This window comes from Moryella indoligenes (assembly GCF_030812885.1).
GTDB classification, from domain to species: Bacteria; Bacillota; Clostridia; order Lachnospirales; family Lachnospiraceae; genus Moryella; species Moryella indoligenes.
This window is the reverse complement of the sequence record NZ_JAUSTO010000002.1, coordinates 187,421-211,401: the sequence shown is the minus strand read 5'-3', so window position 1 is coordinate 211,401 and position 23,981 is coordinate 187,421. Positions and strand designations below refer to the sequence as shown.

Genomic DNA, 23,981 nt, shown 5'->3' with positions numbered 1-23,981 from the left:
ATATGAAGAAAATAACGATTGCTTTGCTGGGGCAGCCTAATTCTGGAAAATCGACTTTGTTTAATGGGTTGACAGGCTCAAATCAACATGTTGGAAATTGGCCGGGTAAAACCGTTGAGAAAAAAGAAGGCGAATTTTCGTATAAAGATACCAATTATACGATTGTGGATTTACCAGGAACCTACGGATTATCAGCAAATTCAGAGGAAGAAGTTATAACAAGAGAATATATAGAAACCGGGAACGCAGACCTAATTGCTATTATGGCAGATGCTTCACAATTAAATCGAAGTCTATTTATGCTCTCTGACTACATTGGAATAAATATTCCGGTTGTCTTAATCATGAACATGATGGATGTTGCTACAAGTCAAGGGAAAAATATAAATATAAAGGGGTTACAAAAATCCTTGAATATACCTGTCATTCCTATCGTTGCGGCAGATAAAAAGGAATACAAAGAGTTTTATGCTTTTCTGGAGCATTCAGATAGAGGAAAAATTTTATCTGACGAAAATTTAGAAAGGGCATATGAAAATATTGTTGGAGATAACTATAAGCTATTAAAAAAACATATCCCTGATAAAGGTATAGGTGTATTTTCAAAGTCGTGGATTATCGGAAAATTATTAGATCAGGATGCAAAAGTAATTGCGTTAGTAAAAGATAATGTTGAAAAAGTCGAATTTGAAGAAATAGAGAACGTATTAAAAAGCATAAAAAATGGCAATTTAATAACCGGTAATTGTAAATTTGAATGGATAGATAAACTTATCAATGCAAATGTTATTCAGAAAAAGAGAGTATTTAAGAGAAGCAAATTTGATCGTATAGCCACAAGTAAAGCTTTCGGAAAACCTATGGCTATCGGAGTTATCATTTTAGGATTAGTTGCTTCTATGCTCATCGGATTTCCGCTAATGGGGTTATTTGGGTTTGTTATACCTAAAATATCAACATTGTTGGCAAAGGGGCTTGTCGCCATTGGAGTATCAAATTGGCTGATTTCACTTTTGTGTGGAGCCGTAATGACTGCAATTACTTTTGCATTGCAAATGGCAAGTTATGTATTGGGAATTAGCTTAGTATTTGGATTCTTGGAAGATGTAGGATATATGGCAAGAGTTTCCTATGTCTTTGACAACACTATGTCGAAATTAGGATTGCAAGGAAAAGCAATTATGCCGTTCTTGTTAAGTTTCGGCTGTAATATAGGTGGAATCACAGGAACGAGAGTAATTGATTCATGGGGACAGAGGGTTATGACGATTGCATTATCTTGGGTAGTCCCTTGCGGGTCAACATGGGGAGTAGTCGGGCTTGTTACAGGAACATTCTTCGGAAAACAGGCAGTATTTGTGATATTAAGCCTATTTGCAGTTGCTTTTCTACATTTACTAATCACATATAGGATTTTCAGAAAATCGCTTTATGAGGGAAGTGAACATTTTGGAATGATTATGGAACTTCCACCATATCACAAGCCACATTGGAAAAATTTACTTTCTTCTGTAATGAATAGGATGGGAAATGTACTGAAAAGGGCATTGAGTATCATTATCCTTATTTCTGTTATATTTTGGATTCTTGCCTATACGCCTGATGGAAATATAGCTAACAGCCTTATTTATAAAGCAGGAACATTTATAGAGCCTGTAACAAAATTGTTTGGGTTACCATGGCAATTATTTATGGCTTTTGTTGCTTCTGCAATGGGAAAAGAATCGGCATTAGGAGTAATGGCATCATTATTTACTTCTTCAGGAATATGGCATGCAGTTGAGGTTAAAGGGACAGTAGATACCGCTATTCTAAGCAATAATATGTTGACAATGATTTCAAAGCCGGAAGCCTTAGCATTTACTTTTGCCTTTTTCTTCAATATGCCTTGTTTGATGGCTCTTGCAGCTACCGCACAAGAAACACATTCAAAAAAATGGACGATAAAAATAGCACTGTATTATATATTATCGGCTCTAATTATATCTTGTGTTGCATATCATATTGGACTACTGATTTTTTAAGGTGTGATAAGTATGCTTATACAACTATTAGAAGTATTGAAAAAGAAAAAGACTTGCACTTTGCAAGAATTTGCTGAACTGACAGGTGAGGATTTAGATAGTGTAAAAATGAAAATTGAATATCTCGAAAATAATGGATATTTGGTAAAAACTAAAAGGTCTGCAACAAGTAAATGCCAAAGTCAATGTTCGGGATGCTCGAATTGTGTTGTTAATCAAGATGATATTTGGATTGTAAAAGAGTAGTTTGGTTAAGTACAGAATCAAAGAATGGAGGTTAAAATGTAGCTAAGCAATGGAGGGATAAATAATGAAAACACTAAATTTTGTTATTCACATAAGATATATTTATCATTTTTTATGCTTGGAATTGCTTACACGTAGCAATAACACTTTACCAGAAACAACAAAATAGAAAATCATATAAAATATTAGTTTTTAAGCCGAGAGGACTTTTTACGTCAAAGTGTAGAAGTCCTCCTTTTTTATTCTCAAAAAGCAAAACAGAGAACTTAAAAAGGAGGATAACACAATGTCTAATAAGGAATATTACCTTTATGTCAAAGGGGAAGCTATACCCATAAGTGAAGAAGTCTACAAAGCCTATTGGAAGATAACAGAGCATGAAAAATATCTTCAGAAAAAGGATTGTAAGTATGGAGTTATTCCATTTTCATCATTAGATCATGATGGACACTTTGTAGATAACATCATAGATGAAAAAATAGACTTAGAAAAAATTGTAGAAGTCAAAATGCAAATTGAAGAACTGCATAAGGCATTAGCTACACTGACAAAAGAAGAAAGAGAGTTAATGGAAGCCATCTTTTACAGAGAAGAAAGTTTAAGGTCGATTGGCAAAAAAGAAAAAGTAAGCTATCAAGCAATCGGAAAAAGGAGGGATAAGATTTTAGAAAAGCTAAGAAAACTTTTAGAAGATAAATTCTAAAAAATGCTGAAAGGTTAAGTATCAAAGAAAGGTGCTTAGCCTTTCTTCATTTGGAACACAACAATATTGAAATGGAGGAATGAAAAATGAAAGAGTTAGAAAATGTAATGATCCAGTTGGAAAAAGAAACTAAGAAAAAAGAACAGGCGGAAAACAAAATTAAGCAACTAAGACAAAAGAAATCACAGCTAAAAAGAAAGGCGGACACGAAACGAAAAGTAGAAAAAGGAGGCGTGTTTGAGAAATTTGAAAAACAGATAACCGGAGCAGAAGAAAGTACCGACAATGATTTAATCTATGCCTTTTTAGATTATGTACTTTCCGATAATCGATATAGAGAAAAGCTAAAAGAACTTACAGAAATTCATTTAAAAGAAAAAGAAATCTCTTTAGAAGAAAATCCAAATCTTAAAGAGGAAAATGCAAATGATGATTTTGAAGAACTGGCAGAGGAAGAACAAGAAAAACAGAAAATGTATTAGAAACTGAGATGGAGTAAAGTGAGAAACATTTTAACACTTTGCTTTTTTGTGGATTTGAAAAATCTACAAAAAACAAAGTTCACAGGGGTCTAAGGGGGAGTAGCCCCCTTGAACAAATAAAAATGCTTTAGCGTTTTTGTTTCCTTAGCGGAGCTATAAGCTTTCCGCAGGAACGCAAAGCACCGTAGTCAAACGGTGTATCTTTGCGCCCTTTGAAAAAGGGAGCGAAGATACGACCTGAACATTAGGATAGTAAAATCCCAAAATTGAAAACAGATAAAGGAAGAAAAGACAATGGAAATCAAAAGTTTGCATACCCATGTAGATATTGTGGCAAGGTCAAAAGGGCATAGCGTGATTGCAAAAGCTGCATACAATGCAAGAGATAAATTACAAGATGAATACTATGGAAAAACACATGATTATTCTAAAAAAGAAGACCTTGTATTCTCAAAAATATTTCTGCCGGAACATATCCCGAAAGAGTTTTCAAACAGAGAATACCTATGGAATGAAGTTGAGAAAATCGAAAAAAGTAAAAATTCACAACTTGCAAGAAATCTGCTCTTTACACTTCCAAGAGAATTAAATGAACAGGACAGAATAAAATTAATCAGCGAATTTATAGAAGAAAACTTTACTTCTAAAGGTATGATAGCAGACTGTAATATTCATAATCCTATGGCAAGCGATAATGAAGAACAACCACACGCCCATATCTTACTTACCCTTAGAGAAATAGACGAAAAAGGGAATTGGAAACCGAAATGCAGAAAAGAATATATCCTTGATGAAAACGGAGAAAAGATAAAACTGAAAAGTGGAAACTATAAATCAAGAAAAGTAAATTTGAACGATTGGAATGAACCTGACAAAGCAAAAGAGTGGAGAGAAAACTTTTCAAAGAAAGCAAACGAATACTTGGCAAGAAACAACATAAATAAAAGGATAGATCCACGCACCTTTAAAGAACAAGGCAGAGAAGAACTCCCGCAAATTCATTTAGGCACAAGCAGTTATCAGATGGAGAAAAAAGGCATACAGACAGAGAGAGGAAACCAAAACAGAAAAATCATCGCCTTGAATTTAGAATTTAGAAAATTAAAAGAGGAGCTATCCAAACTTACGTCTTGGATAGGCTCGTTACTTGGAAGTCTGCAAGTAAAATATGATGAATACAAACAGGAGAAAAAAGAAGAATATGAGAACAAGGCGGAACTCTTTAATCTCTATGAGTACATCAGTATTTATTATGACTTACAGGGAGAAAAAGCAAGAAAGTTAAATCCCTATGCAAGCAACAAAAAGATAGGTGCAGACCTAAGACGATTTTCCAAAGCAAGAATATATCTGAAAGACAACAATCTTAAAACCATAGCCGACCTACAAGAAAAGATAAGCACATTACAATCCCAAAATAAGAAGATTAGTCAAGACATTAAGGCGAAAACCACAAGAATAGAAAACTTAAATAAATGCTTTGCCTATGCGGACATCATCAAGGATAACAAAAAAGTCTTTGAGGAATGGAACAGTAAATCCCTATTCAAAGACAGCTTTTACAATTCCCATAAAGATGAGATAGATAAATATAAAAGAGCAAGGGCAATTCTTGAAAAGATAACAGGCTCATCGGCGATTAAGTCTAAAGACTGGAAAAAAGAAATCCAAAGCCTTGAAGATGAAATATCGAAACTCAACAGACAATCACAATCAATCAAAGAAGAGTACGAAAGTATCAACCATATCAAGTATGCAGTCAAGACAGTCAATGACGATTATGGCATAGACCTAAGTATTGAGATTGACAAGGCGATTAAGAGAGGAGAGAAAGAAAGTATCATAGAAAAGATAAAAGAGTATAAGCAAGATAGTGATAACTTTAATAAAAAAAGACAAATGACTAAAGACTATTACAAAAACCAAGAAAGATAAGACCTGGTAAAAATATCTTATCCAAGCTATAATATGACCAAGAAAATAAAGGCAGATCTAGGAGGTAATAGAGATGAATAAAAGGCAAGAGCTAATAAATGAACTTATAAAAGCAGATCAAGATGGAACATACAAAACATATAAAAGCACAGAAGAAATAAAAGCAATGAACAATGAAGAAGTGCAGATATTATATTCCAACATGAAAAACTATCTATCAGACAAAAGAACACACATAAACTACTAAAGGTGGAAAGGTATTGTAAGCTATTTAAAAGTATAAAAGGTACAAAGACCTAAGTAAGCTATAAAAACATCAAAATAAAGCATTCCACCACCAAGAACAATAAAATAAAAACAAGCAAAGGGAAGTATAGAAAAATTAAAGCCTATACTTCCCTTTTTTTTAACTCAAACAAAGGAGATAAAACATGATAAACGAAGAAATAAGCAAAGAAGCGGGTCAAGCAGCACAAACCATAATATCATACACAATAAAAGCAGCAAAAGAATCAATCAACTTAGACAAAGAAATAAGAAAAAAGATGAATGATACTTTAGAAAAAGCAAATGGAAACCTAAAAAGCCTTATGGGCGATGAAATGAAAATAAAAGACCTCTACAAGAAAGGACAACTAGAAAATATAAGCATAGATCAAAGCGACCTCAAAGACTTAAAAAAAGAACTAAACAAACTTGGAGTAAGTTTCTCAGTAATGAAAAACAAAGAAAACCAAAACTATGAAATATTTTTCCAAGCCAAAGACATAAAAGTAATGGAATATGCCTTTAAGCAAGTCATAGCCAAGGAAAATAAAAAAGAAAAGGAAAGTATCCTAAAGCAAATAAAGAAATACAAAGACCTATCCAAGAACAAGGATAAGACAAAAGAGAAAGTCAAAAGAAAAGTAAAAGAAAAAGTAAAACCAAGTAAAAAAGATATGACCAGAGAAATCTAAGGGAGTAACGAAAAGTTACATCCTTAAATAACCACAATAACAAGACTTCCGAAAAGCAGGAGTCCAGAATTCCGAAAATCGGAAATCAAGAATTTCGATTATCGAAAATCAAGAAAGGAGCAGATATGGCAACAAACAAAAGATATTATTGGATAAAATTAAAAGAAGAATTTTTCACAGACAAGAGGATAAAAAGATTAAGGAGAATATCGGGAGGAGATACCTACACGATAATATACCTAAAACTTCTACTACTAAGCCTAAAAGATGAGGGCAAACTCTATTATGACGGAGTAGAAAGTGATTTTATAAAAGAGTTAGCACTAACCATAGATGAAACAGACGATGATGTAATGGTTACAGTTAATTATTTAATCAATCAAGGCTTATTAGAAGTTGTAACAGAAAATGATGAATATTATTTAACTGAAATACCAAACCTAATCGGATCAGAAACAGCCTGGGCAGAGAAAAAAAGAAGATACAGACAAAATAAACAGAGGACATTGTCCTTAATGAGTCCAACCCATGTCCGACAAGAGATAGAGATAGAGAAAGATATAGAGATAGATAAAGATAAAGAGAGAGAGGGAGAGATAGATAAAAAGTCCACCCCCATCTTTTATGGAGAATTCAAAAATGTAAGGCTAAGCAAAGAAGAATATAAAAATCTAAAAGAAAAATTAAACTCACACACAGAAATAATGATAAACAAACTATCAAGATACATGGAAAGCAGTGGTAAGACCTATCAAAACCACTATGTGACAATCTTAAAATGGTATGAAGAAGATAAAGAAAAACTAAGACATCAAGGAGGAAATAAAAAAAATGAACTATGATGTAGGAGAATCTTTATAGATAAAAAGAGGTGGAAAGGCACTATTAAAGACTTTAAGTCTAAAAAGGTATAAAAGTATGCCAGAGATAATAAAAATATAAATATGACACTTTAAAGGCGATTAGAAAATTAAAAATCTAATCGTCTTTTTTATCGAAACAAACAGGAGGAAAAATATATGCACGAAAATAAAAATGAACAGAATACGGGAACAAAAACCATAAAGAAAATTGGTAAAGCAACCTATGAGGTTGTTGTTCACTTTAATGAAAATGCAACGGAAACAATGCAAGACAAATTAAAACGCATAATGATTAGAGAAATGGAGAGAGAAAAACATCAAAAAGTCGATAAAAATGATTAGAAAGTCCTTGACAAGTTGTTACAGGCAAGACCGCAAAAAGCATACTTATCTCATGCGGCGCGAGGTTAGCCCCATTCGACATTAAGGAGCTGCGGGAGCTTATGGAAACCGACGAAATGGAGCTTGACACCATAGGCGACAGAAAGACAGCCCTTTTCGTGATTATCAGCGACACCGACGACACCTTTAACTTTGTCGTGAGTATTCTCTACACACAGTTATTCAACCTTTTATGCGACAAAGCAGATGATGAATATGGCGGGCGGCTTCCCGTCCATGTTAGGTGCTTACTTGATGAATTTGCGAATATCGGGCAGATACCAAAGTTTGAAAAGCTCATTGCAACGATACGGAGCCGGGAAATCTCCGCGTCAATCATCTTGCAGAGCCAGTCACAGCTAAAGGCAATCTACAAGGACAACGCCGATACCATAGTCGGCAACTGCGACACCACGCTTTTCTTGGGCGGCAAGGAGAAAACCACCCTCAAAGAAATATCGGAGATTTTAGGCAAGGAAACGATAGACAGCTTCAACACTTCCGAAACCAGAGGGCGGGAGCTTTCGCATGGGCTGAACTATCAGAAATTGGGAAAGCAGCTTATGACGGAAGATGAAATCGCAGTCATGGACGGAGGGAAATGTATCTTGCAGCTACGCGGGGTGCGCCCGTTCTTTTCGGACAAATTCGACATAACGAAACACCCGAAATACAAGTACCTATCCGACGCAGACCCGAAGAACGCCTTTGACATGGAAAAGCACCTTAAACGCCGCCCCGCCATTGTCAAGCCCGACGAGGTTTTTGACTATTACGAGATTGACGCAGCAGACTTACAGGAGGACGCAGACCATGAGGAAACGTAGCGCAGAGGAAAAACAAAAGCAGCTTGAACGGTTTTTAATGAATGTTGCGGAAGCCGCCGACGCTGCATTATGGGAGTATTGGCGGGAAAAGGAAGCGGAACACCGCCGTTTTGCAACGGAGTATGTCACGCGCCGGGGGCTTATCCCGCAACAGTGACAGCATGGCAGACCGCCGGGGGACAGGGGAAGCTACACTTCCCCTACGCTGCCTTGCGGCAGCTACCCCTTTGTGAACTTGCGGGAAGCGAACACCTTGCTACGCAAGCTATTCACTTCCCGCAAGTCTGAAAAAAACGTCCGGCAGCACAGCGGGACACAGAAAGGAGCGATTGAAGCAATCACATCTATCCATACCGGCTACATGATACGCGCCCCCACTTTCCGGCGCAGTACACAGCGGCAGGAGCCGCACCCCTTACAACTGAATACCGCCGCGCCGCAGGACTTACGCAGCGCGGGGACAGCCGCCTTTACCAGAGGGCGGTTTTTTTATGCGGCGGCGACCATACGCTGACCGCCTTTTGTCCGCTTGCCGGACAGCCGCAGACGCGGCAGAAAGGATATATTTATGGCATTTTTCAATAGCGCAGTAGACGTTTTGCAGACCCTTGTTGTAGCACTTGGAGCCGGGCTTGGTATCTGGGGCGTGATTAACCTCATGGAAGGCTACGGCAACGACAATCCGGGCGCGAATGCTCATGTGCGGTAAAGTAATAAAAAGATTTAGGTAGCCGCCTTAACTATTCCTAAATAAGATAATATGCACAGTATTTTCTCGTAAATAGAAAATAAATTATTGCATTTTACCAATTATTATGTTAAAATGACAATGTAACAAAGAGCTATGTATTTTTAAGGAAAGGGAGGAACTTATGAATTTAAGAAAATCTATTTTAGCACTTTCAGTAGTAGCTGGAATTGTAGCTGCTCCAATGACTGTATTTGCCGCTCATACTCATAGTTGGGGTTCTCCCCAGTACTATGGATATGAAGATGAAATGCCTGGTATATATGATGACTGGGATAAATGTGCGACACGTCATGTATATAATTACAAACAATGTTTAATTTGTGGAGAAGTAAGCATTTATGAAGTTGAGACGATTGAAATGTCTCACAAATGGGTGAATGGTGCATGTGTATATTGCAACAAAGGTTACGCGAAAGAGATAAATTAACATAGTATCATTACCGGCAAGTTTATAATCAAAAAATAGAAAGCATTGAGAATATTTCAAAATTTCTTGAAAGTACTCTCAGTGCTTTCTTTGATAATATGAAAGGAGAAATAAATGCAAAAAAAACAACTTTCTGTATTAGTACTAATTATTTTATGCTTTTTATTAGGATGTAACAGAGAAACACCAAAAGATGAATCTCAACAAAATTATGAAGATGAATCTAATATTTCTAAAACAAATGGAGAAGAACTTGTAAATATAAACAGTGAATTGTTAGGTTCGACTCCTTTTGATATCCAAATCGATAAAACAGCATTGCAGACTAGAAAAGAAACAGAAACAGAAGTTACAATAAAGACAAATTTAACAGACTGGGGTTATACTGTTTCTTCTGAAAAAGGGAAAATATCTGATATAAATAAAAATTCATTCATATATATAGCACCTAAAGATGAGAGGGATGATACTATAAAAATACAATTATCGGACTATGAAAATGGCATATCATATGAATATACAATTCCACTTATTTTTGCGGGAAACAATGAACATTCTTTAGATAAATTCAAGGAAAATCTTTCAAGATTACCTAATAGTTAGTAAAGAGTCGATAGACTAAAGTACCACCATCCTCTTTTATTTCAACTGAATATCCATCCCGCCGCACCGCAGCGGCACATGAAGCAGTAAATCCGAAAAAGATTTGCTGCTTTTTTTGCGTCCATTTTTGGCAAATTTCCAAAAGTTCCGTATTAGACAGTGAAACCAAAAAAGGCTGCCATTTTTTTCAGACAGCGGGCAAAACGCAGCTTCCGAAACGCCTTATTGTCGGGAAAGACCGAGCCGCCGGAAAAGTTCTTGCCGGAAAGTCCGTCCATTCTGCTCTTTTGTGGTTTGTAGGGAGTAAGGGAAAAACGCCAGCCCGCAGCCTTTTATAAAAAAAGCTGGTTATAGATTTTCTGAAAAAGTGGCAGTAGCAAGTGAACGGCAGGCCGGCAGTTTCTTAGAGCAAGATTCTACCGAGGTGCCAAAATTCGCTTATCGCTCATTTTGCCCCTGCGGGAATCTTGTTGGGGAGTGCCTTCCCCAAACCCTGCTTATGCGGCTTGCGCCGCTGAAAAACCCCTCAAAATATTTTTCGGATTTTTCAAAAACAGTTCCGCTTCACACCCTGTTTTTCTCCTATTAGTGAGAGGACACCACGCACAGAAAGGAGGTCAACCACCTATGAAACGATACAACACGCCGCACCGCAGCCGGGTAGTCAAAACACGCATGACCGAGGAAGAATACGCCGAGTTTGCCCAGCGGCTTTCTGCTTACCACATGAGCCAAGCCGAGTTTATCCGGCAAGCCATAACCGGGGCAGCCATACGCCCCATCATAACCGTTTCCCCCATCAATGACGAGCTGCTTGCCGCTGTCGGGAAGCTGACCGCCGAATACGGGAGGATCGGCGGCAACTTAAACCAGATAGCCCGGACGCTGAACGAGTGGCACAGTCCCTATCCGCAGCTTGCCGGGGAGGTACGGGCGGCGGTTTCCGACCTTGCTGCCCTAAAGTTTGAAGTCTTGCAGAAAGTGGGTGACGCTGTTGGCAACATTCAAACATATCAGCTCTAAAAACGCCGACTATGGCGCAGCGGAAGCCTATCTCACATTTGAGCATGACGAGTTTACCATGAAAGCCACCCTTGATGAAAACGGGCGGCTGATACCGAGGGAGGATTACCGCATTTCTTCCCTCAACTGCGGGGGCGAGGATTTCGCTGTTGCCTGTATGCGAGCCAATCTCCGCTATGAGAAAAACCAAAAACGGGAAGATGTGAAAAGCCACCACTATATCATCAGCTTTGACCCACGGGACGGGACAGACAACGGCTTGACCGTAGACCGGGCGCAGGAGCTGGGCGAGCAGTTCTGCAAGGAGCATTTCCCCGGACACCAAGCCCTAATCTGCACCCACCCGGACGGGCATAACCACAGCGGGAATATCCATGTGCATATCGTCATCAACTCCCTGCGGATTTACGAAGTCCCGCTTCTGCCCTACATGGACAGACCAGCCGACACGCTGGAGGGCTGCAAGCACCGCTGCACCAACGCCGCTATGGAATATTTCAAGAGCGAAGTCATGGAAATGTGCCACCGGGAGGGGCTTTACCAAATCGACCTCTTGAACGGCAGCAAGGAACGGATAACCGAACGGGAATACTGGGCGGCAAAGAAAGGGCAGCTTGCCCTTGACAAAGAGAACGCCGCCAGAGAAGCCGCCGGACAGCCGACCAAGCCCACCAAGTTTGAAACGGACAAGGCGAAGCTGCGCCAGACGATACGGCAGGCACTTTCCCAAGCTGGCAGCTTTGACGAGTTTTCTTCCCTTTTGCTGCGGGAGGGTGTGACCGTCAAGGAGAGCCGGGGGCGGCTTTCCTACCTCACGCCGGACAGGACAAAGCCTATCACAGCCCGAAAGCTGGGGGACGATTTTGACAAGGCTGCTGTCCTTGCCCTGCTCACGCAGAACGCCCACAGAGCTGCCGAACAGACCAAAGCCATACCCGAATACCCTGCCGCAGTTAAAAAGCCGTTACAAGGGGAAAAAGCTGCAAAAACCACCCCGGCAGACAACACCTTGCAGCGCATGGTTGACCGGGAAGCCAAGCGAGCCGAGGGCAAGGGCGTGGGCTATGACCGCTGGGCGGCAAAGCACAACCTAAAGCAAATGGCAGCTACCGTTACCGCCTATCAGCAGTACGGCTTTTCCTCCCCGGAGGAACTGGACGAAGCCTGTTCTGCCGCCTATGCCGCCATGCAGGAAAGCCTTGCGTGGTTGAAGCAGGTGGAAAAGACGCTGAACGGGAAAAAGGAGCTGCAACGGCAGGTGCTTGCCTATTCCAAGACCCGCCCTGTCCGGGACGGGCTGAAACAGCAGAAAAACGCCAAAGCAAAAGCAGCCTACCGTCAGAAGCATGAAAGTGACTTTATCATAGCAGACGCAGCCGCCCGCTATTTCAGGGAGAACGGCATTTCCAAGCTGCCGAGCTATAAATCCCTGCAAGCAGAGATTGAAAGCCTTATCAAAGAGAAAAACAGCGGCTACAACGATTACCGGGCAAAACGGGAGGAGTACCGCCGCTTGCAGACTGTCAAGGGCAATATCGACCAGATTTTACGCCGGAGCGAGCCGCAGCGCAGAAAGGAGCAGAGCCATGAACGGTAATATCCCCCGCATGGACTACCGCCAGTACCGGGCAGCCCGCCGCCTTGTGCATGAGTGCTGCAACTATGACAGCGGGAACTGCCTGCTGTTGGAGGACGGCGAGCCTTGCGTGTGTGTACAGAGTATCAGCTATTCGCTGCTCTGCCGCTGGTTTACCGCCGCTGTCCTGCCCCTTGATGAAGCACTGGAAGCCGCCCTCTTGCGCCGGGGAAGCCGGAAACGCTGCGCTGTCTGCGGGGCGTTCTTCTTCCCAAAATCCAACCGGGGGAAATACTGCCCGGACTGCGCCGGACGCATGAAGCGGATAAACGCCGCCAAACGGAAGCGGAAACAAAGGGAGAAATGTCACGCTTTAGGGCATTTCAAACCCGCATAAATCAAGGCTTTTTTGGAGGGTGTCAAAGGGTGCGTGATACATTTATCCTTTTCCCTTAAAAACGCCCCCTAAAAGCGTAACAGAACCCACAGACAGACACCACAAGGAGGTGAACCCTATCGCTGATTATATGACCGCAGGAACGGAGCTGCCCGCTTACCTGCCTTACCCCCGTTTCCTGCTGGAAACAGACCTATCCCACACCGCAAGAGAGTTATATGCGCTGCTGTTAGACCGTTCCACCCTTTCGCAGAAGAACGGCTGGCAGGACAGCGAGGGACGGACATACATTGTCTACCCCATAGCAGAGATAGCGGAAATGCTGGATAAAGGCTGCACCACCATAAAGGGCGCACTGAACGAACTGGACGCTGCCGGGCTGCTGGAACGCAGACGGACGGGCTTTTCTGCCGCCAACCGTCTGTATGTGAAAGTGCCGCCTATCCCAGTGGTACAGTTTTCCGACCAACTGACGGACGGAAAACCGCCCCTCATAAGGGCGGGAAACCGACCAACTGACAGCCGGAAAACTGACCTTATGACGGTCGGAAAACCGTCCCCTAACCAAACTAATATAAACAACCTAATAGAGAGCCAAACAAAAGGAGCGAGTGAGGGGCAGCCCCCCGCCGCTTATGGCAGATATAAAAATGTATTTCTTTCTGACACAGAACTTTTGGAGCTGGAACAGGACTTCCCCGGCAAGTGGGAGTATTACCTTGACCGCCTTTCCTGCCACATCGCTTCCACCGGGAAGCAGTACCAGAGCCATGCAGCCACCATTTACAAGTGGGCGCAGGAGGACGCTGCCAAAGAGAAGCCAAAGAAAGGCATACCGGACTATTCATTCAAGGAGGGAGAAAGCCTATGACCGATACAATCCACAACACCATACTGCCTATGACCGACACCACAGCCGAGCCGGAGGATTACACCGGGGAGGACGGGCTTTTATACTGCGGCAAATGCCGGAAACCCAAAGAAGCCTATTTCCCGGAGGGCAAGACCTTTTTCGGGCGTGACCGCCACCCGTCAGAGTGCGACTGCCAGCGGGCAGCCCGTAAGGAACGGGAAGCCGCCGAGAAGCGGCGCAGCCACCTTGAAACGGTGGAACGGCTGAAACGGCAGGGCTTTACAGACAAGACCATGCAGGACTGGACATTTGCCAACGATAACGGCAGCTGCCCGCAGATGAAGAACGCCGCCGGATATGTGGCACGCTGGGAACAGATAAAGGACGGGAACTACGGGCTGCTCTTGTGGGGCAGGGTAGGCACTGGGAAAAGCTATTTTGCCGGGTGTATTGCAAACGCCCTCATGGAGCAGGAAGTCCCGGTGTGCATGACAAACTTTGCAGCAATATTAAACGACCTTGCCGCCAGCTTTGCGGGCAGGAACGAATATATTTCCCGCCTTTGCAGCTTCCCCCTGCTCATCATTGACGATTTTGGAATGGAGCGTGGCACAGAATACGGTCTGGAACAGGTCTACAATGTGATTGACAGCCGCTACCGGAGCAGGAAGCCGCTGATTGTGACGACCAACCTCACGCTGGAGGAATTGCAGCACCCGGAGGACACCGCCCACGCCCGGATTTATGACCGCCTGCTTGAAATGTGTTCCCCTCTCTGCTTTACCGGGGAGAATTTGAGGAAAGCCGCCGCACAGGGAAAAATGGAACAGCTGAAACGGCTGCTTGCCGGAAAGGAGATTTGCCTATGACCGACACCCAGAGAAACAAACGCCCTGCCCGCCGCCCGGACTGCGTGACCGAAACGAGGATAGGCAACACAATCCTTGTGGTGTCTGGCTTTTTCAAGGAGGGGGCGACCGACACCGCCGCTGACAAGATGATGAAAGTGCTGGAAGCAGAAGCCGCCGCCGGATATTTGACCTGTGATAAGCCTGATTGAAAAACCGTCATTTTTACCGACCGTAAAGAAGCAGATTTGACGCTTTTGCCGCTATACAGACAGCCGCCCCATGTGGTACAATCAAGGTACGGAATAGTGGGGCTGGCTGTCGGAAACGGAGGAATTTATGTTAAGACAGACCACCCAGCAACTCATTACCGCCCTTTACCCAAGACTGTCCCATGAGGACGAGCTGCAAGGCGAGAGCAATTCCATTTCCAACCAAAAGAGGATTTTGGAAACCTATGCCAAACAGAATGGATTTTCTAATCTGCGCTGGTACACCGACGACGGTTATTCCGGTGCGAACTTTCAAAGACCCGGATTTCAAGCCATGCTTGCAGACATTGAAGCAGGGAAAGTCGGGACAGTTATCGTCAAGGATATGTCGAGGTTAGGGCGAAACTACTTACAGGTGGGAATGTACACAGAAATGATTTTCCCACAGAAAGGTGTCCGCTTCATCGCTATCAATGACGGAGTGGACAGCGCACAGGGGGAAAATGATTTTGCCCCGCTGCGGAACATTTTTAACGAATGGCTGGTGAGAGATACGAGCAAGAAAATCAAGGCAGTAAAACGCTCTAAGGGCATGAGCGGAAAGCCCATCACAAGCAAGCCCGTCTATGGCTACCTCATGGACGAGGACGAAAACTTTATCATTGACGAGGAAGCCGCCCCGGTGGTACGGCAGATTTACAGCCTTTGCCTTGCCGGGAACGGTCCGACCAAGATAGCCCGTATGCTGACCGAGCAGCAAATCCCCACGCCGGGGACGCTGGAATACCGCAGGACGGGCAGCACCCGCCGCTACCACCCCGGCTATGAGTGCAAGTGGGCGACCAATACCGTGGTTCATCTGCTGGAAAACCGGGAATATACGGGCTGTCTGGTAAACTTTAAGACCGAGAAGCCGTCCTACAAGCTGAAACACAGCATAGAAAATCCCCCGGAAAAGCAGGCGGTTTTTGAGAACCACCATGAGCCTATCATTGACCGGGAAACGTGGGAACGGGTGCAGGAGTTACGCAAGCAGCGCAAACGCCCCAACCGTTATGACGAAGTGGGCTTGTTCTCCGGCATACTCTTTTGTGCCGACTGCGGCAGCGTCATGTACCAGCAGCGATACCAGACGGACAAGCGCAAGCAGGACTGTTATATCTGCGGAAGCTACAAGAAACGCACCGCCGACTGCACAGCGCACTTTATCCGCACTGACCTCTTGACCGCTGGCGTACTCTCCAATCTGCGGAAAGTTACCAGCTATGCGGCAAAGCATGAAGCCCGGTTTATGAAGCTTTTAATCGAGCAGAATGAGGACGGGGACAGACGCAGGAACGCCGCCAAGAAAAAGGAGCTGGAAGCCGCCGAGAAACGCATAGCCGAGTTATCTGCTATCTTCAAGCGGCTGTATGAGGACAGCGTAACCGGGCGCATATCGGACGAGCGTTTCACAGAGCTGTCGGCAGACTATGAAGCCGAGCAGAAAGAACTGAAAGAACGTGCCGCCAGACTGCGGGAAGAACTTTCCAAAGCGCAGGAAGCCACCGCAAACGCTGAAAAGTTTATGAATGTGGTACGCAGGCACACTACCATTGAAGAACTTACCCCTACTCTGCTGCGGGAGTTTGTGGAGAAAATCGTTGTCCATGAAAGCGTTGCCCTTGACGGGAAACGCCGGGGCAAGTTACGCAGACAGGAAATCGAAATCTATTATTCTTTTGTCGGCAAGGTAGAACTGCCCGACACCTAACCGCCCGACCTATCCGACATACCTCATGTGCCGGATAGGAACGGCAAAATTTTTTACACTTCTATTACTTCTTTATCACACATAAGCAAAAAGCCAGGGCATGAAGCAGCTTATGGCGGGCGGCGGCGTTGCCCTTATCGGCATGACCCTTGTACCGCTGCTTTCCGGCTTGTTCGGTTAAGAAGCGCGGGTAAAGGCTTATGCAGAGCATACTTGACGCGATTAACGAATGGATAAAGGAAATCCTCATAGGAGCCATAAACGGTAATCTGTCAACTATGTTCGGGGACGTAAACGAGAAAGTCGGCACTATCGCCGCAGAGGTAGGGCAGACCCCGCAAGGGTGGAACGCAAATATATTCTCCATGATACAGACGCTTAGTGAGAATGTAATCGTACCCATTGCGGGGCTTGTCATTACCTACGTCCTATGCTATGAGCTTATCAGCATGGTAACGGAAAAGAACAATATGCACGACGTTGACACTTCCATGTTCTTCAAGTGGGTGTTCAAGGCGTTTGTGGCAGTCTACCTTGTGACGCACACCTTTGACATCACTATGGCGGTGTTCGATATGGCGCAGCACGTTGTTTCCGGCGCGGCGGGGGTAATCGGCGGCAGCACAGAGATTGATGTTGCCGCCGCCCTTGCTTCCATGCAAAGCGGGCTTGACGCTATGGAAATCCCCGAACTGCTCTTACTTGTCATGGAAACAAGCCTTGTGAGCTTGTGCATGAAAATCATGTCCGTACTGATAACCGTTATCCTCTACGGCAGAATGATAGAAATTTACCTTTACTGTTCGGTATCGCCTATCCCGTTCGCAACAATGACTAATCGGGAATGGGGACAGATAGGGAACAACTACCTAAAATCCCTGTTCGCGCTTGGCTTTCAAGGCTTCCTCATAATGATATGCGTCGGCATTTACGCGGTTTTGGTGAACAACATGATAATAGCGGACAACCTGCACAGCGCGATTTTTTCCCTTGCAGCCTATACCGTTATCCTCTGTTTCTCCCTGTTCAAATCCGGCGCACTGGCGAAGTCGATTTTCTCCGCGCATTAGCGGCGTGTCAAGGGTAGGGTGGAGATTTTCAGAGCAAAGCGGCGAAAATACTACCCGACCTTGACGCGGGAAAACCCCATAGAATAGGGACGGGCAAAGGGCAGAAATTGACCTTTGCCTTGATTACCCCTATGGGAACTTACAGCAGCAAAAAACCCAGAGAAAGGAGGTTTCCACTTGGCGTATGTACCCGTACCCAAAGACTTATCCAAAGTCAAGACAAAAGTAGCTTTCAACCTTACCAAACGGCAGATTGTATGTTTTGCGGTAGCTCTCCTGTTAGGGCTTCCGCTTTTCTTTCTGCTCAAAGACAGCACAGGCACAAGCCTTGCGTCTATGGCTATGATTGCCGTCATGCTGCCCTGTTTCCTGTTCGCCATGTATGAAAAGCATGGACAGCCCCTTGAAGTGGTGGTGAAGAACATCATACGGACGAAATTCATAGCCCCCAAAGAACGACCATACAGGACAGACAACTTTTATTCCGTCTTAGAACGGCAGAGAAAACTTGAAAAGGAGGTATCAGCGATTGCAAAAGGAAACACGAAGAAACAGCGCGGCGGGAAGCGCAAAGCCTAACCCGCCCCGCAAGCTCACCCGCGCCGAGAAAAAGCAGATTGCGGAAATCATCAGACAGGCAAAGGGCGACGGGAAAGCCCACACCGCACAGCAGACAATCCCCTATATCCAGATGTACCCGGACGGTATCTGCAAGGTTACGGGACGGAAATACTCAAAGACCGTCGCCTTTGAAGATATTAACTATCAGCTTGCACAGGCAGACGACAAGACCGCCATTTTTGAGAACTGGTGCGACTTCCTCAACTACTTTGACGCTTCCGTTTCGGTGCAGCTCTCTTTCATCAATCAGGGGACGCAGCGGGGCGAAGCGGAAAAGGCGGTCAATATCCCGGCACAGGAGGACGCTTTCAACTCTATCCGCACAGAATACCGGAATATGCTGAAAAACCAGCTTGCAAAGGGAAACAACGGGCTTGTCAAAGCAAAATATATCACCTTTGCCATTGAAGCCGACAGTCTGGGCGCGGCGAAATCCCGCCTTGCCCGTATCGAAACGGACGTACTCAACAACTTTAAGCTCTTGGGCGTGTCTGCCCGCCCCATGACAGGCTATGAACGCCTTAAAATGCTGCATGGCATTTTCCACCCGGAGGGCGGGCAGTTTGCCTTTGATTTTTCATGGCTTGCCCCGTCCGGGCTTTCCACAAAGGACTTTATCGCCCCATCCTCTTTCCGTTTTGGCGAGGGGCGTTATTTCCGCATGGGGCGCAAAATCGGCGCGGTTTCATTCCTTGAAATCCTTGCGCCGGAATTAAACGACCGTATCTTATCGGATATTCTGGACTTGGAAACGGGCGTTATCGTCAATCTGCATATCCACAGTATCGACCAGACCGAAGCCATAAAGACAATCAAGCGGAAAATCACCGACCTTGACAAAATGAAAATCGAGGAACAGAAAAAAGCGGTACGCAGCGGCTACGACATGGATATAATCCCGTCCGACCTTGCCACGTTCGGCAGCGAAGCGAAGAACCTCTTACAGGACTTGCAGAGCCGGAATGAAAGAATGTTCCTCTTGACGTTCCTTGTGGTGAACATGGCGGACACGAAGCGGAAACTGGAAAATGACGTATTCGCGGCGGCGGGCATTGCACAGAAGAACAACTGCGCCTTGACCCGCCTTGACTACCAACAGGAAGCGGGGCTTATGTCCTCTGTACCGCTTGGGGAGAACCTTATCCCCATTCAAAGAGGGCTTACCACGTCAAGCACCGCTATCTTTATCCCCTTTATCACACAGGAGCTTTTCCAGACGGGCGCGGCTTTGTACTACGGCTTAAACGCCCTGTCTAACAACATGATACTCTGCGACCGCAAGCAGCTAAAGAACCCCAACGGCTTAATCTTGGGTACGCCGGGAAGCGGGAAATCCTTTGCCGCCAAACGGGAAATGACAAACGCTTTCCTCATTACCGACGACGACATAATTATCTGCGACCCGGAAGCAGAGTATTTTTCCCTTGTGCAGCGGCTTGACGGGCAAGTGATACGGTTATCGCCTACGGGCAAGGGCATTGACGGGAAGCCCCAGTATGTGAACCCTATGGATATTAACCTCAACTATTCCGAGGACGACAGCCCCCTTGCGCTGAAATCCGACTTTATCCTCTCCCTCTGCGAGCTTGTAATCGGCGGCAAGGAGGGCTTGCAGCCCGTCGATAAGACCGTCATTGACCGCGCCGTTAGGAACGTGTACCGCCCTTTCCTTGCAGACCCCGACCCGGAGAAAATGCCTATCTTGGGCGACCTCTACGACGAGCTTTTGAAGCAGCCGGAGCCGGAAGCGGCGCGTATCGCGGCGGCATTGGAGCTTTACGTTTCCGGCAGCTTGAACGTCTTTAACCACCGTACCAACGTGGAACTTTCTAACCGCCTTGTCTGCTTTGACATCAAGCAGCTTGGGAAGCAGCTCAAAAAGTTAGGTATGCTCATTGTGCAGGACCAGGTATGGAACCGCGTCACCGTCAACCGGGCAGAAAGGAAATCCACCCGGTATTTTATGGACGAATTTCATCTTCTCTTGAAAGAGGAACAGACCGCCGCCTATTCCGTTGAAATCTGGAAGCGTTTCAGAAAATGGGGCGGCATACCCACAGCCATTACGCAGAACGTCAAGGATTTGCTTGCTTCCCGCGAAGTGGAGAATATCTTTGAAAACTCTGATTTTGTCCTCATGCTCAATCAGGCGGCGGGCGACCGGGCTATCCTTGCAAAGCAGCTCAACATCTCCCCGCAGCAGATGAAGTATGTCACCCACACCGAAGCGGGCGAGGGGCTTATCTTCTACGGGAACGTGGTGCTGCCCTTTGTAGACCGCTTCCCGAAAGACACCGAGCTTTACCGGGTAATGACGACGAAGCCGGAGGAAGTGGGCGAAGCATGACAAAATTAAGGACAGACACCATTATCAACCGGGACGCGCTCTATGCCTTGCGGGAGCTTCCAGAGGAAAGCGTACACTGTTGCGTCACAAGCCCGCCCTACTATGCGCTTAGGGATTACGGGCTTGATATGCAGATTGGGCGGGAGGACACGCCGGAGCAGTACATTGACAGGCTGACCGAGGTTTTCCGCGAACTGCGCCGGGTACTGCGTTCTGACGGTACGCTCTGGCTGAATATCGCGGACACCTACTGCGGCACAGGAAATAAAGGCTACCATGCAGACCCGAAGAACCCGAAAGGGAGAAACGGACAGCAGATTGCAAGAAACAACCGCGTTTCCGGCTGCAAACAAAAGGACTTAATCGGTATTCCCTGGCTTTTAGCTTTTGCCCTACGCGCTGACGGGTGGTATTTAAGGAGCGACATTATCTGGCAGAAAGAAAACCCCATGCCGGAGAGCGTGAAAGACCGCCCTACCCGCTGCTATGAACATATCTTTCTGCTTACGAAGTCAAAGAAGTATTTTTATGACGCAGCCGCCATAGCCGAGCCGTTAGCCCCCACAACGGCGGCGCGGTACCGCACCGGGCGCAGCGCGGGACAGAAATATGCGGACGAAGTACCCGGACAGGGGAACGTACAGGGGCTTAACCGGGCGCGAAGCGGCAGCTACTACGACGAAGCCCTCATGCCGACCATGCGGAACAGGCGGGACGTGTGGCTTATCAATATCGTTCCCTACAAGGGCGGGCATTTCGCCGCGTTCCCGCCAAAACTTGCCGAAACCTGTATCAAGGCGGGCTGTCCGAAAGGCGGCGTTGTGCTTGACCCCTTTTTCGGCAGCGGCACGACGGGGGCAGCCGCAAAGCAGCTTGACAGGCATTATATAGGCATTGAGATAAACGCCGAGTATTGCGCCCTTGCAAGGGCGCGGATTGGAGGGACAGACACATAAAACAATATAAGGCGCGTGAAAAAGTCACGCAGAAAATGACCCGCGAGGGGGCTGTCGAGGTAAACGCCGCTACCGGGAAAAAGAAACGTATCAGCAAGCGGATAAGGGACGCGGACTTTGCAAAGACCGAAGCCCCACCGCAGCCGGAACAGGCAGCGCAGCCCCTACCGGGCGGCGCAACTTCCCCGCCCTTAACCGACACGCCGCCGCTTCCCCATGCGCCGGGGGCAGAACGGGAACAGGACACCGCAGCAGCCGAGCGCGTCTTGGAACGTATCGACGGGGCGCGTACCAGAAAGGCGAGCAAAAAGGCGGCGAGGAAAGCACAGGCAGAAGCCACAGCAAAAGAAAAATCTTCCCGCTTGCAGTTTACCGACGAGGAACGGGCAACGCCGGAGCTTGAAAGGTATATCCGAAAATCGGACAAAGCAGCCGACCGTCTGGACGCGGCAAAGGCGGCTATCCCCAAAGAAAAGAAACTTGTACGGGAGCGCACCTTTGATGAAGCCACCGGGAAAGGCAAGACCCGCCTACATTTTGAGGAACAGGAAAAGCCCATAGGAAAGAATAAGCCCCACAATAACCCGCTATCCCGCCCCGCACAGGAAGCGGGTATTTTCGTCCACAACAAGATACATTCCGTTGAAAAGGACAATTCCGGCGTTGAGGGGGCGCACAAATCCGAAGAACTGGCAGAGCGCGGCGCAAAGTACGGGGCGCGGAAAGTCAAGGAGGGCTACCACAGCCACAAGCTCAAACCCTACCGGGCGGCGGCAAAGGCAGAGAAAGCGGCGTTCAAGGCGAATGTGGATTTCCAGTACCATAAAGCCCTGCATGACAATCCGCAGATTGCGGGCAATCCCCTTTCCCGCTTCATGCAGAAGCAGCAAATCAAGCGGCAGTATGCAAAGTCGGCAAGGAAAGGCGGCGCAAAAACGGCGCAGAAAGCCGCAGAGAACACCCGCAAGGCGGCAAAAAAGACCGCCGAGGAAACAAAAAAGGCAATCGCTTTTGTAGGGCGGCACCCGGCGGGCGTATGTATCGCCGTTGCCGCGCTGCTCTTATTCATCATGGTATCGGCGGGGCTTTCCTCTTGCGGTTCCATGTTCTCCGGCTTGATGAACGGCATACTTGGGACTTCCTACACGTCGGAGGACAGCGACCTTGTGGCGACGGAGAACAATTACGCCGCAAAGGAAAACGAGCTTCAGCAGCAGATTGACAATATCGAAAGCACCCACCCCGGCTATGACGAATACCGCTATGACCTTGACAGTATCGGGCATAACCCCCATGAGTTAGCGTCCTACCTCACCGCCCTTTTGCAGACCTACACCCCGCAGAGCGCACAGGCAGAGCTAAATCGCGTCTTTGCCATGCAGTACACTTTGACGCTGACAGAAGAAACGGAAATCCGCTACCGCACAGAAACAAGCACAGACCCGGAAACAGGGGAAACGACCACCGAGGAAGTACCCTACGAGTACCATATCCTCAACGTGAAGCTGACGAACAAGCCCATTTCCGAGATTGCGGAGGAACTTCTAACGCCACAGCAGCTTGAAATGTACCGCGTCTATCTGGAAACAAGCGGAAACAAACCGCTGATTTTCGGCGGCGGCTCCCCCGATATGGGCGCGTCCGAGGATTTAAGCGGCGTACAGCTTGTAAACGGCACACGCCCCGGCAACACCGCCGTTGTAGACCTTGCGAAGCGGCAAGTCGGCAACGTGGGCGGGCGACCCTTTTGGAGCTGGTACGGATTTAACAGCCGCGTGGAATGGTGCGCCTGTTTCGTTTCATGGTGCTACAATCAAGCCGGAAAGAGCGAGCCGCGCTTTGCCGGGTGCCAGTCACAGGGCGTACCCTGGTTCCAGTCACGCGGGCAATGGGGCGCGAGGGGCTATGAGAATATCGCCCCCGGCGACGCTATCTTTTTCGACTGGGACGGGGACGGGAGCGCAGACCATGTGGGGCTTGTTATCGGAACGGACGGGGAGCGCGTCTATACCGTCGAGGGCAATTCCGGCGACGCCTGCAAGATAAAGAGCTACCCCGTCAATTACTCCTGTATCAAGGGCTACGGCTTAATGAATTGGAACTGACAACAAAAAAATGAAAATC

25 protein-coding genes and 2 pseudogenes are annotated in these 23,981 nt (G+C 46.1%); 26 read left to right on the top strand and 1 reads right to left on the bottom strand.

Going from position 1 to position 23,981, the window contains the following annotated elements; all coding sequences use genetic code 11:
- The first annotated feature begins 2 nt into the window (after positions 1–2).
- The 13 genes and pseudogenes from feoB (at position 3) to J2S20_RS02475 (ending at position 10,201) form a co-directional block, all read left to right on the top strand.
- Positions 3–2,024 (top strand): ferrous iron transport protein B, encoded by a 2,022-nt coding sequence (feoB, locus tag J2S20_RS02535; RefSeq protein ID WP_307252853.1) that lies wholly within the window; start codon positions 3–5, stop codon positions 2,022–2,024.
- A 532-nt stretch (positions 2,025–2,556) separates the two neighbouring features.
- Complete coding sequence (locus J2S20_RS02530) at positions 2,557–2,973, top strand: sigma factor-like helix-turn-helix DNA-binding protein (protein ID WP_307252850.1); 417 nt, start codon at positions 2,557–2,559, stop codon at positions 2,971–2,973.
- A gap of 86 nt (positions 2,974–3,059) precedes the next feature.
- On the top strand, positions 3,060–3,455 hold the full coding sequence (locus tag J2S20_RS02525) for a hypothetical protein (RefSeq protein WP_273497938.1): 396 nt from the start codon (positions 3,060–3,062) through the stop codon (positions 3,453–3,455).
- Positions 3,456–3,749: 294 nt separating this feature from the next.
- The gene (mobQ, locus tag J2S20_RS02520) at positions 3,750–5,390 is read left to right on the top strand and encodes a MobQ family relaxase (RefSeq protein WP_307252847.1); all 1,641 of its coding nucleotides are present in this window, start codon (positions 3,750–3,752) and stop codon (positions 5,388–5,390) included.
- 73 nt (positions 5,391–5,463) lie between these two features.
- Entirely contained in the window at positions 5,464–5,637 is a 174-nt protein-coding gene (locus tag J2S20_RS02515) for a hypothetical protein (RefSeq protein ID WP_307252845.1), read from the top strand.
- Between the two features lie 184 nt (positions 5,638–5,821).
- Entirely contained in the window at positions 5,822–6,349 is a 528-nt protein-coding gene (locus tag J2S20_RS02510) for a PcfB family protein (protein WP_307252842.1), read from the top strand.
- A 125-nt stretch (positions 6,350–6,474) separates the two neighbouring features.
- Positions 6,475–7,191 (top strand): phage replisome organizer N-terminal domain-containing protein, encoded by a 717-nt coding sequence (locus J2S20_RS02505; protein WP_307252841.1) that lies wholly within the window; start codon positions 6,475–6,477, stop codon positions 7,189–7,191.
- Positions 7,192–7,368: 177 nt separating this feature from the next.
- A complete protein-coding gene (locus J2S20_RS02500; RefSeq protein ID WP_002416380.1) occupies positions 7,369–7,554 on the top strand; it encodes a transposon-encoded TnpW family protein in 186 nt (61 codons plus the stop codon).
- Between the two features lie 20 nt (positions 7,555–7,574).
- A pseudogene (locus J2S20_RS02495) lies at positions 7,575–8,420 on the top strand (VirD4-like conjugal transfer protein, CD1115 family); the annotation flags it as partial.
- A complete protein-coding gene (locus J2S20_RS02490; protein WP_002569167.1) occupies positions 8,407–8,577 on the top strand; it encodes a hypothetical protein in 171 nt (56 codons plus the stop codon). The pseudogene J2S20_RS02495 and the gene J2S20_RS02490, both read left to right, overlap by 14 nt.
- A gap of 411 nt (positions 8,578–8,988) precedes the next feature.
- Positions 8,989–9,129: a Maff2 family mobile element protein gene (locus J2S20_RS02485; protein WP_002586628.1), complete on the top strand. Its 141-nt coding sequence runs from the start codon at positions 8,989–8,991 to the stop codon at positions 9,127–9,129.
- Positions 9,130–9,292: 163 nt separating this feature from the next.
- The gene (locus tag J2S20_RS02480; RefSeq protein WP_002569240.1) at positions 9,293–9,598 is read left to right on the top strand and encodes a hypothetical protein; all 306 of its coding nucleotides are present in this window, start codon (positions 9,293–9,295) and stop codon (positions 9,596–9,598) included.
- Positions 9,599–9,712: 114 nt separating this feature from the next.
- Positions 9,713–10,201: a hypothetical protein gene (locus J2S20_RS02475; protein WP_002569239.1), complete on the top strand. Its 489-nt coding sequence runs from the start codon at positions 9,713–9,715 to the stop codon at positions 10,199–10,201.
- 152 nt (positions 10,202–10,353) lie between these two features.
- Here J2S20_RS02475 and J2S20_RS02470 read toward each other — a convergent pair whose 3' ends face one another.
- Positions 10,354–10,479 carry a hypothetical protein gene (locus tag J2S20_RS02470; protein ID WP_007037420.1) on the bottom strand — a complete coding sequence of 42 codons (126 nt, stop codon included), beginning with the start codon at positions 10,477–10,479 and terminating at the stop codon, positions 10,354–10,356.
- Positions 10,480–10,828: 349 nt separating this feature from the next.
- Here J2S20_RS02470 and J2S20_RS02465 point away from each other — a divergent pair, with 349 nt between their 5' ends.
- From J2S20_RS02465 to J2S20_RS02405, 13 genes and pseudogenes are all read left to right on the top strand, one after another.
- Entirely contained in the window at positions 10,829–11,224 is a 396-nt protein-coding gene (locus tag J2S20_RS02465; protein WP_002594236.1) for a plasmid mobilization protein, read from the top strand.
- Positions 11,196–12,821, top strand: a complete 1,626-nt coding sequence (locus tag J2S20_RS02460; RefSeq protein WP_142410547.1) for a relaxase/mobilization nuclease domain-containing protein — start codon at positions 11,196–11,198, stop codon at positions 12,819–12,821. The genes J2S20_RS02465 and J2S20_RS02460 overlap by 29 nt, the downstream gene beginning before the upstream one ends.
- Entirely contained in the window at positions 12,811–13,197 is a 387-nt protein-coding gene (locus J2S20_RS02455; protein ID WP_002594234.1) for a cysteine-rich VLP domain-containing protein, read from the top strand. The genes J2S20_RS02460 and J2S20_RS02455 overlap by 11 nt, the downstream gene beginning before the upstream one ends.
- Before the next feature lie 130 nt (positions 13,198–13,327).
- A complete protein-coding gene (locus J2S20_RS02450; RefSeq protein WP_002594233.1) occupies positions 13,328–14,068 on the top strand; it encodes a replication initiator protein A in 741 nt (246 codons plus the stop codon).
- Positions 14,065–14,919 carry an ATP-binding protein gene (locus J2S20_RS02445; RefSeq protein ID WP_002594232.1) on the top strand — a complete coding sequence of 285 codons (855 nt, stop codon included), beginning with the start codon at positions 14,065–14,067 and terminating at the stop codon, positions 14,917–14,919. Before J2S20_RS02450 ends, J2S20_RS02445 begins: the two co-directional genes overlap by 4 nt.
- Positions 14,916–15,110, top strand: coding sequence for a transposon-encoded TnpW family protein (locus J2S20_RS02440; RefSeq protein WP_002594231.1), 195 nt, complete (start codon positions 14,916–14,918; stop codon positions 15,108–15,110). Before J2S20_RS02445 ends, J2S20_RS02440 begins: the two co-directional genes overlap by 4 nt.
- Positions 15,111–15,237: 127 nt before the next feature.
- Entirely contained in the window at positions 15,238–16,863 is a 1,626-nt protein-coding gene (locus tag J2S20_RS02435; protein ID WP_002594230.1) for a recombinase family protein, read from the top strand.
- Between the two features lie 85 nt (positions 16,864–16,948).
- Positions 16,949–17,044 (top strand): annotated as a pseudogene (locus J2S20_RS02430) (Maff2 family mobile element protein); the annotation flags it as partial.
- A gap of 19 nt (positions 17,045–17,063) precedes the next feature.
- Positions 17,064–17,933 carry a VirB6/TrbL-like conjugal transfer protein, CD1112 family gene (locus J2S20_RS02425; protein WP_016289915.1) on the top strand — a complete coding sequence of 290 codons (870 nt, stop codon included), beginning with the start codon at positions 17,064–17,066 and terminating at the stop codon, positions 17,931–17,933.
- Positions 17,934–18,110: 177 nt separating this feature from the next.
- Positions 18,111–18,512, top strand: a complete 402-nt coding sequence (locus tag J2S20_RS02420) for a PrgI family protein (RefSeq protein ID WP_067539664.1) — start codon at positions 18,111–18,113, stop codon at positions 18,510–18,512.
- Positions 18,463–20,901, top strand: coding sequence for a VirB4-like conjugal transfer ATPase, CD1110 family (locus J2S20_RS02415; RefSeq protein ID WP_067539662.1), 2,439 nt, complete (start codon positions 18,463–18,465; stop codon positions 20,899–20,901). Before J2S20_RS02420 ends, J2S20_RS02415 begins: the two co-directional genes overlap by 50 nt.
- On the top strand, positions 20,898–21,857 hold the full coding sequence (locus J2S20_RS02410) for a DNA-methyltransferase (protein WP_307252776.1): 960 nt from the start codon (positions 20,898–20,900) through the stop codon (positions 21,855–21,857). The genes J2S20_RS02415 and J2S20_RS02410 overlap by 4 nt, the downstream gene beginning before the upstream one ends.
- Before the next feature lie 35 nt (positions 21,858–21,892).
- Entirely contained in the window at positions 21,893–23,962 is a 2,070-nt protein-coding gene (locus J2S20_RS02405; protein WP_002569174.1) for a C40 family peptidase, read from the top strand.
- Positions 23,963–23,981 lie beyond the last annotated feature (19 nt).

What these genes read in the sequence shown, in the direction of transcription:
- J2S20_RS02530 (WP_307252850.1), top strand. Translation starts at nt 2,557, where the DNA reads ATGTCTAATAAGGAATATTACCTTTATGTCAAAGGGGAAGCTATACCC.
- mobQ (WP_307252847.1), top strand. Translation starts at nt 3,750, where the DNA reads ATGGAAATCAAAAGTTTGCATACCCATGTAGATATTGTGGCAAGGTCA.
- J2S20_RS02515 (WP_307252845.1), top strand. Translation starts at nt 5,464, where the DNA reads ATGAATAAAAGGCAAGAGCTAATAAATGAACTTATAAAAGCAGATCAA.
- J2S20_RS02465 (WP_002594236.1), top strand. Translation starts at nt 10,829, where the DNA reads ATGAAACGATACAACACGCCGCACCGCAGCCGGGTAGTCAAAACACGC.
- feoB (WP_307252853.1), top strand. Translation starts at nt 3, where the DNA reads ATGAAGAAAATAACGATTGCTTTGCTGGGGCAGCCTAATTCTGGAAAA.
- J2S20_RS02525 (WP_273497938.1), top strand. Translation starts at nt 3,060, where the DNA reads ATGAAAGAGTTAGAAAATGTAATGATCCAGTTGGAAAAAGAAACTAAG.
- J2S20_RS02505 (WP_307252841.1), top strand. Translation starts at nt 6,475, where the DNA reads ATGGCAACAAACAAAAGATATTATTGGATAAAATTAAAAGAAGAATTT.
- J2S20_RS02490 (WP_002569167.1), top strand. Translation starts at nt 8,407, where the DNA reads ATGAGGAAACGTAGCGCAGAGGAAAAACAAAAGCAGCTTGAACGGTTT.
- J2S20_RS02485 (WP_002586628.1), top strand. Translation starts at nt 8,989, where the DNA reads ATGGCATTTTTCAATAGCGCAGTAGACGTTTTGCAGACCCTTGTTGTA.
- J2S20_RS02475 (WP_002569239.1), top strand. Translation starts at nt 9,713, where the DNA reads ATGCAAAAAAAACAACTTTCTGTATTAGTACTAATTATTTTATGCTTT.
- J2S20_RS02445 (WP_002594232.1), top strand. Translation starts at nt 14,065, where the DNA reads ATGACCGATACAATCCACAACACCATACTGCCTATGACCGACACCACA.
- J2S20_RS02425 (WP_016289915.1), top strand. Translation starts at nt 17,064, where the DNA reads ATGCAGAGCATACTTGACGCGATTAACGAATGGATAAAGGAAATCCTC.
- J2S20_RS02435 (WP_002594230.1), top strand. Translation starts at nt 15,238, where the DNA reads ATGTTAAGACAGACCACCCAGCAACTCATTACCGCCCTTTACCCAAGA.
- J2S20_RS02500 (WP_002416380.1), top strand. Translation starts at nt 7,369, where the DNA reads ATGCACGAAAATAAAAATGAACAGAATACGGGAACAAAAACCATAAAG.
- J2S20_RS02410 (WP_307252776.1), top strand. Translation starts at nt 20,898, where the DNA reads ATGACAAAATTAAGGACAGACACCATTATCAACCGGGACGCGCTCTAT.
- J2S20_RS02450 (WP_002594233.1), top strand. Translation starts at nt 13,328, where the DNA reads ATGACCGCAGGAACGGAGCTGCCCGCTTACCTGCCTTACCCCCGTTTC.
- J2S20_RS02510 (WP_307252842.1), top strand. Translation starts at nt 5,822, where the DNA reads ATGATAAACGAAGAAATAAGCAAAGAAGCGGGTCAAGCAGCACAAACC.
- J2S20_RS02455 (WP_002594234.1), top strand. Translation starts at nt 12,811, where the DNA reads ATGAACGGTAATATCCCCCGCATGGACTACCGCCAGTACCGGGCAGCC.
- J2S20_RS02405 (WP_002569174.1), top strand. Translation starts at nt 21,893, where the DNA reads ATGACCCGCGAGGGGGCTGTCGAGGTAAACGCCGCTACCGGGAAAAAG.
- J2S20_RS02440 (WP_002594231.1), top strand. Translation starts at nt 14,916, where the DNA reads ATGACCGACACCCAGAGAAACAAACGCCCTGCCCGCCGCCCGGACTGC.
- J2S20_RS02480 (WP_002569240.1), top strand. Translation starts at nt 9,293, where the DNA reads ATGAATTTAAGAAAATCTATTTTAGCACTTTCAGTAGTAGCTGGAATT.
- J2S20_RS02470 (WP_007037420.1), bottom strand. Translation starts at nt 10,479, where the DNA reads ATGGACGGACTTTCCGGCAAGAACTTTTCCGGCGGCTCGGTCTTTCCC.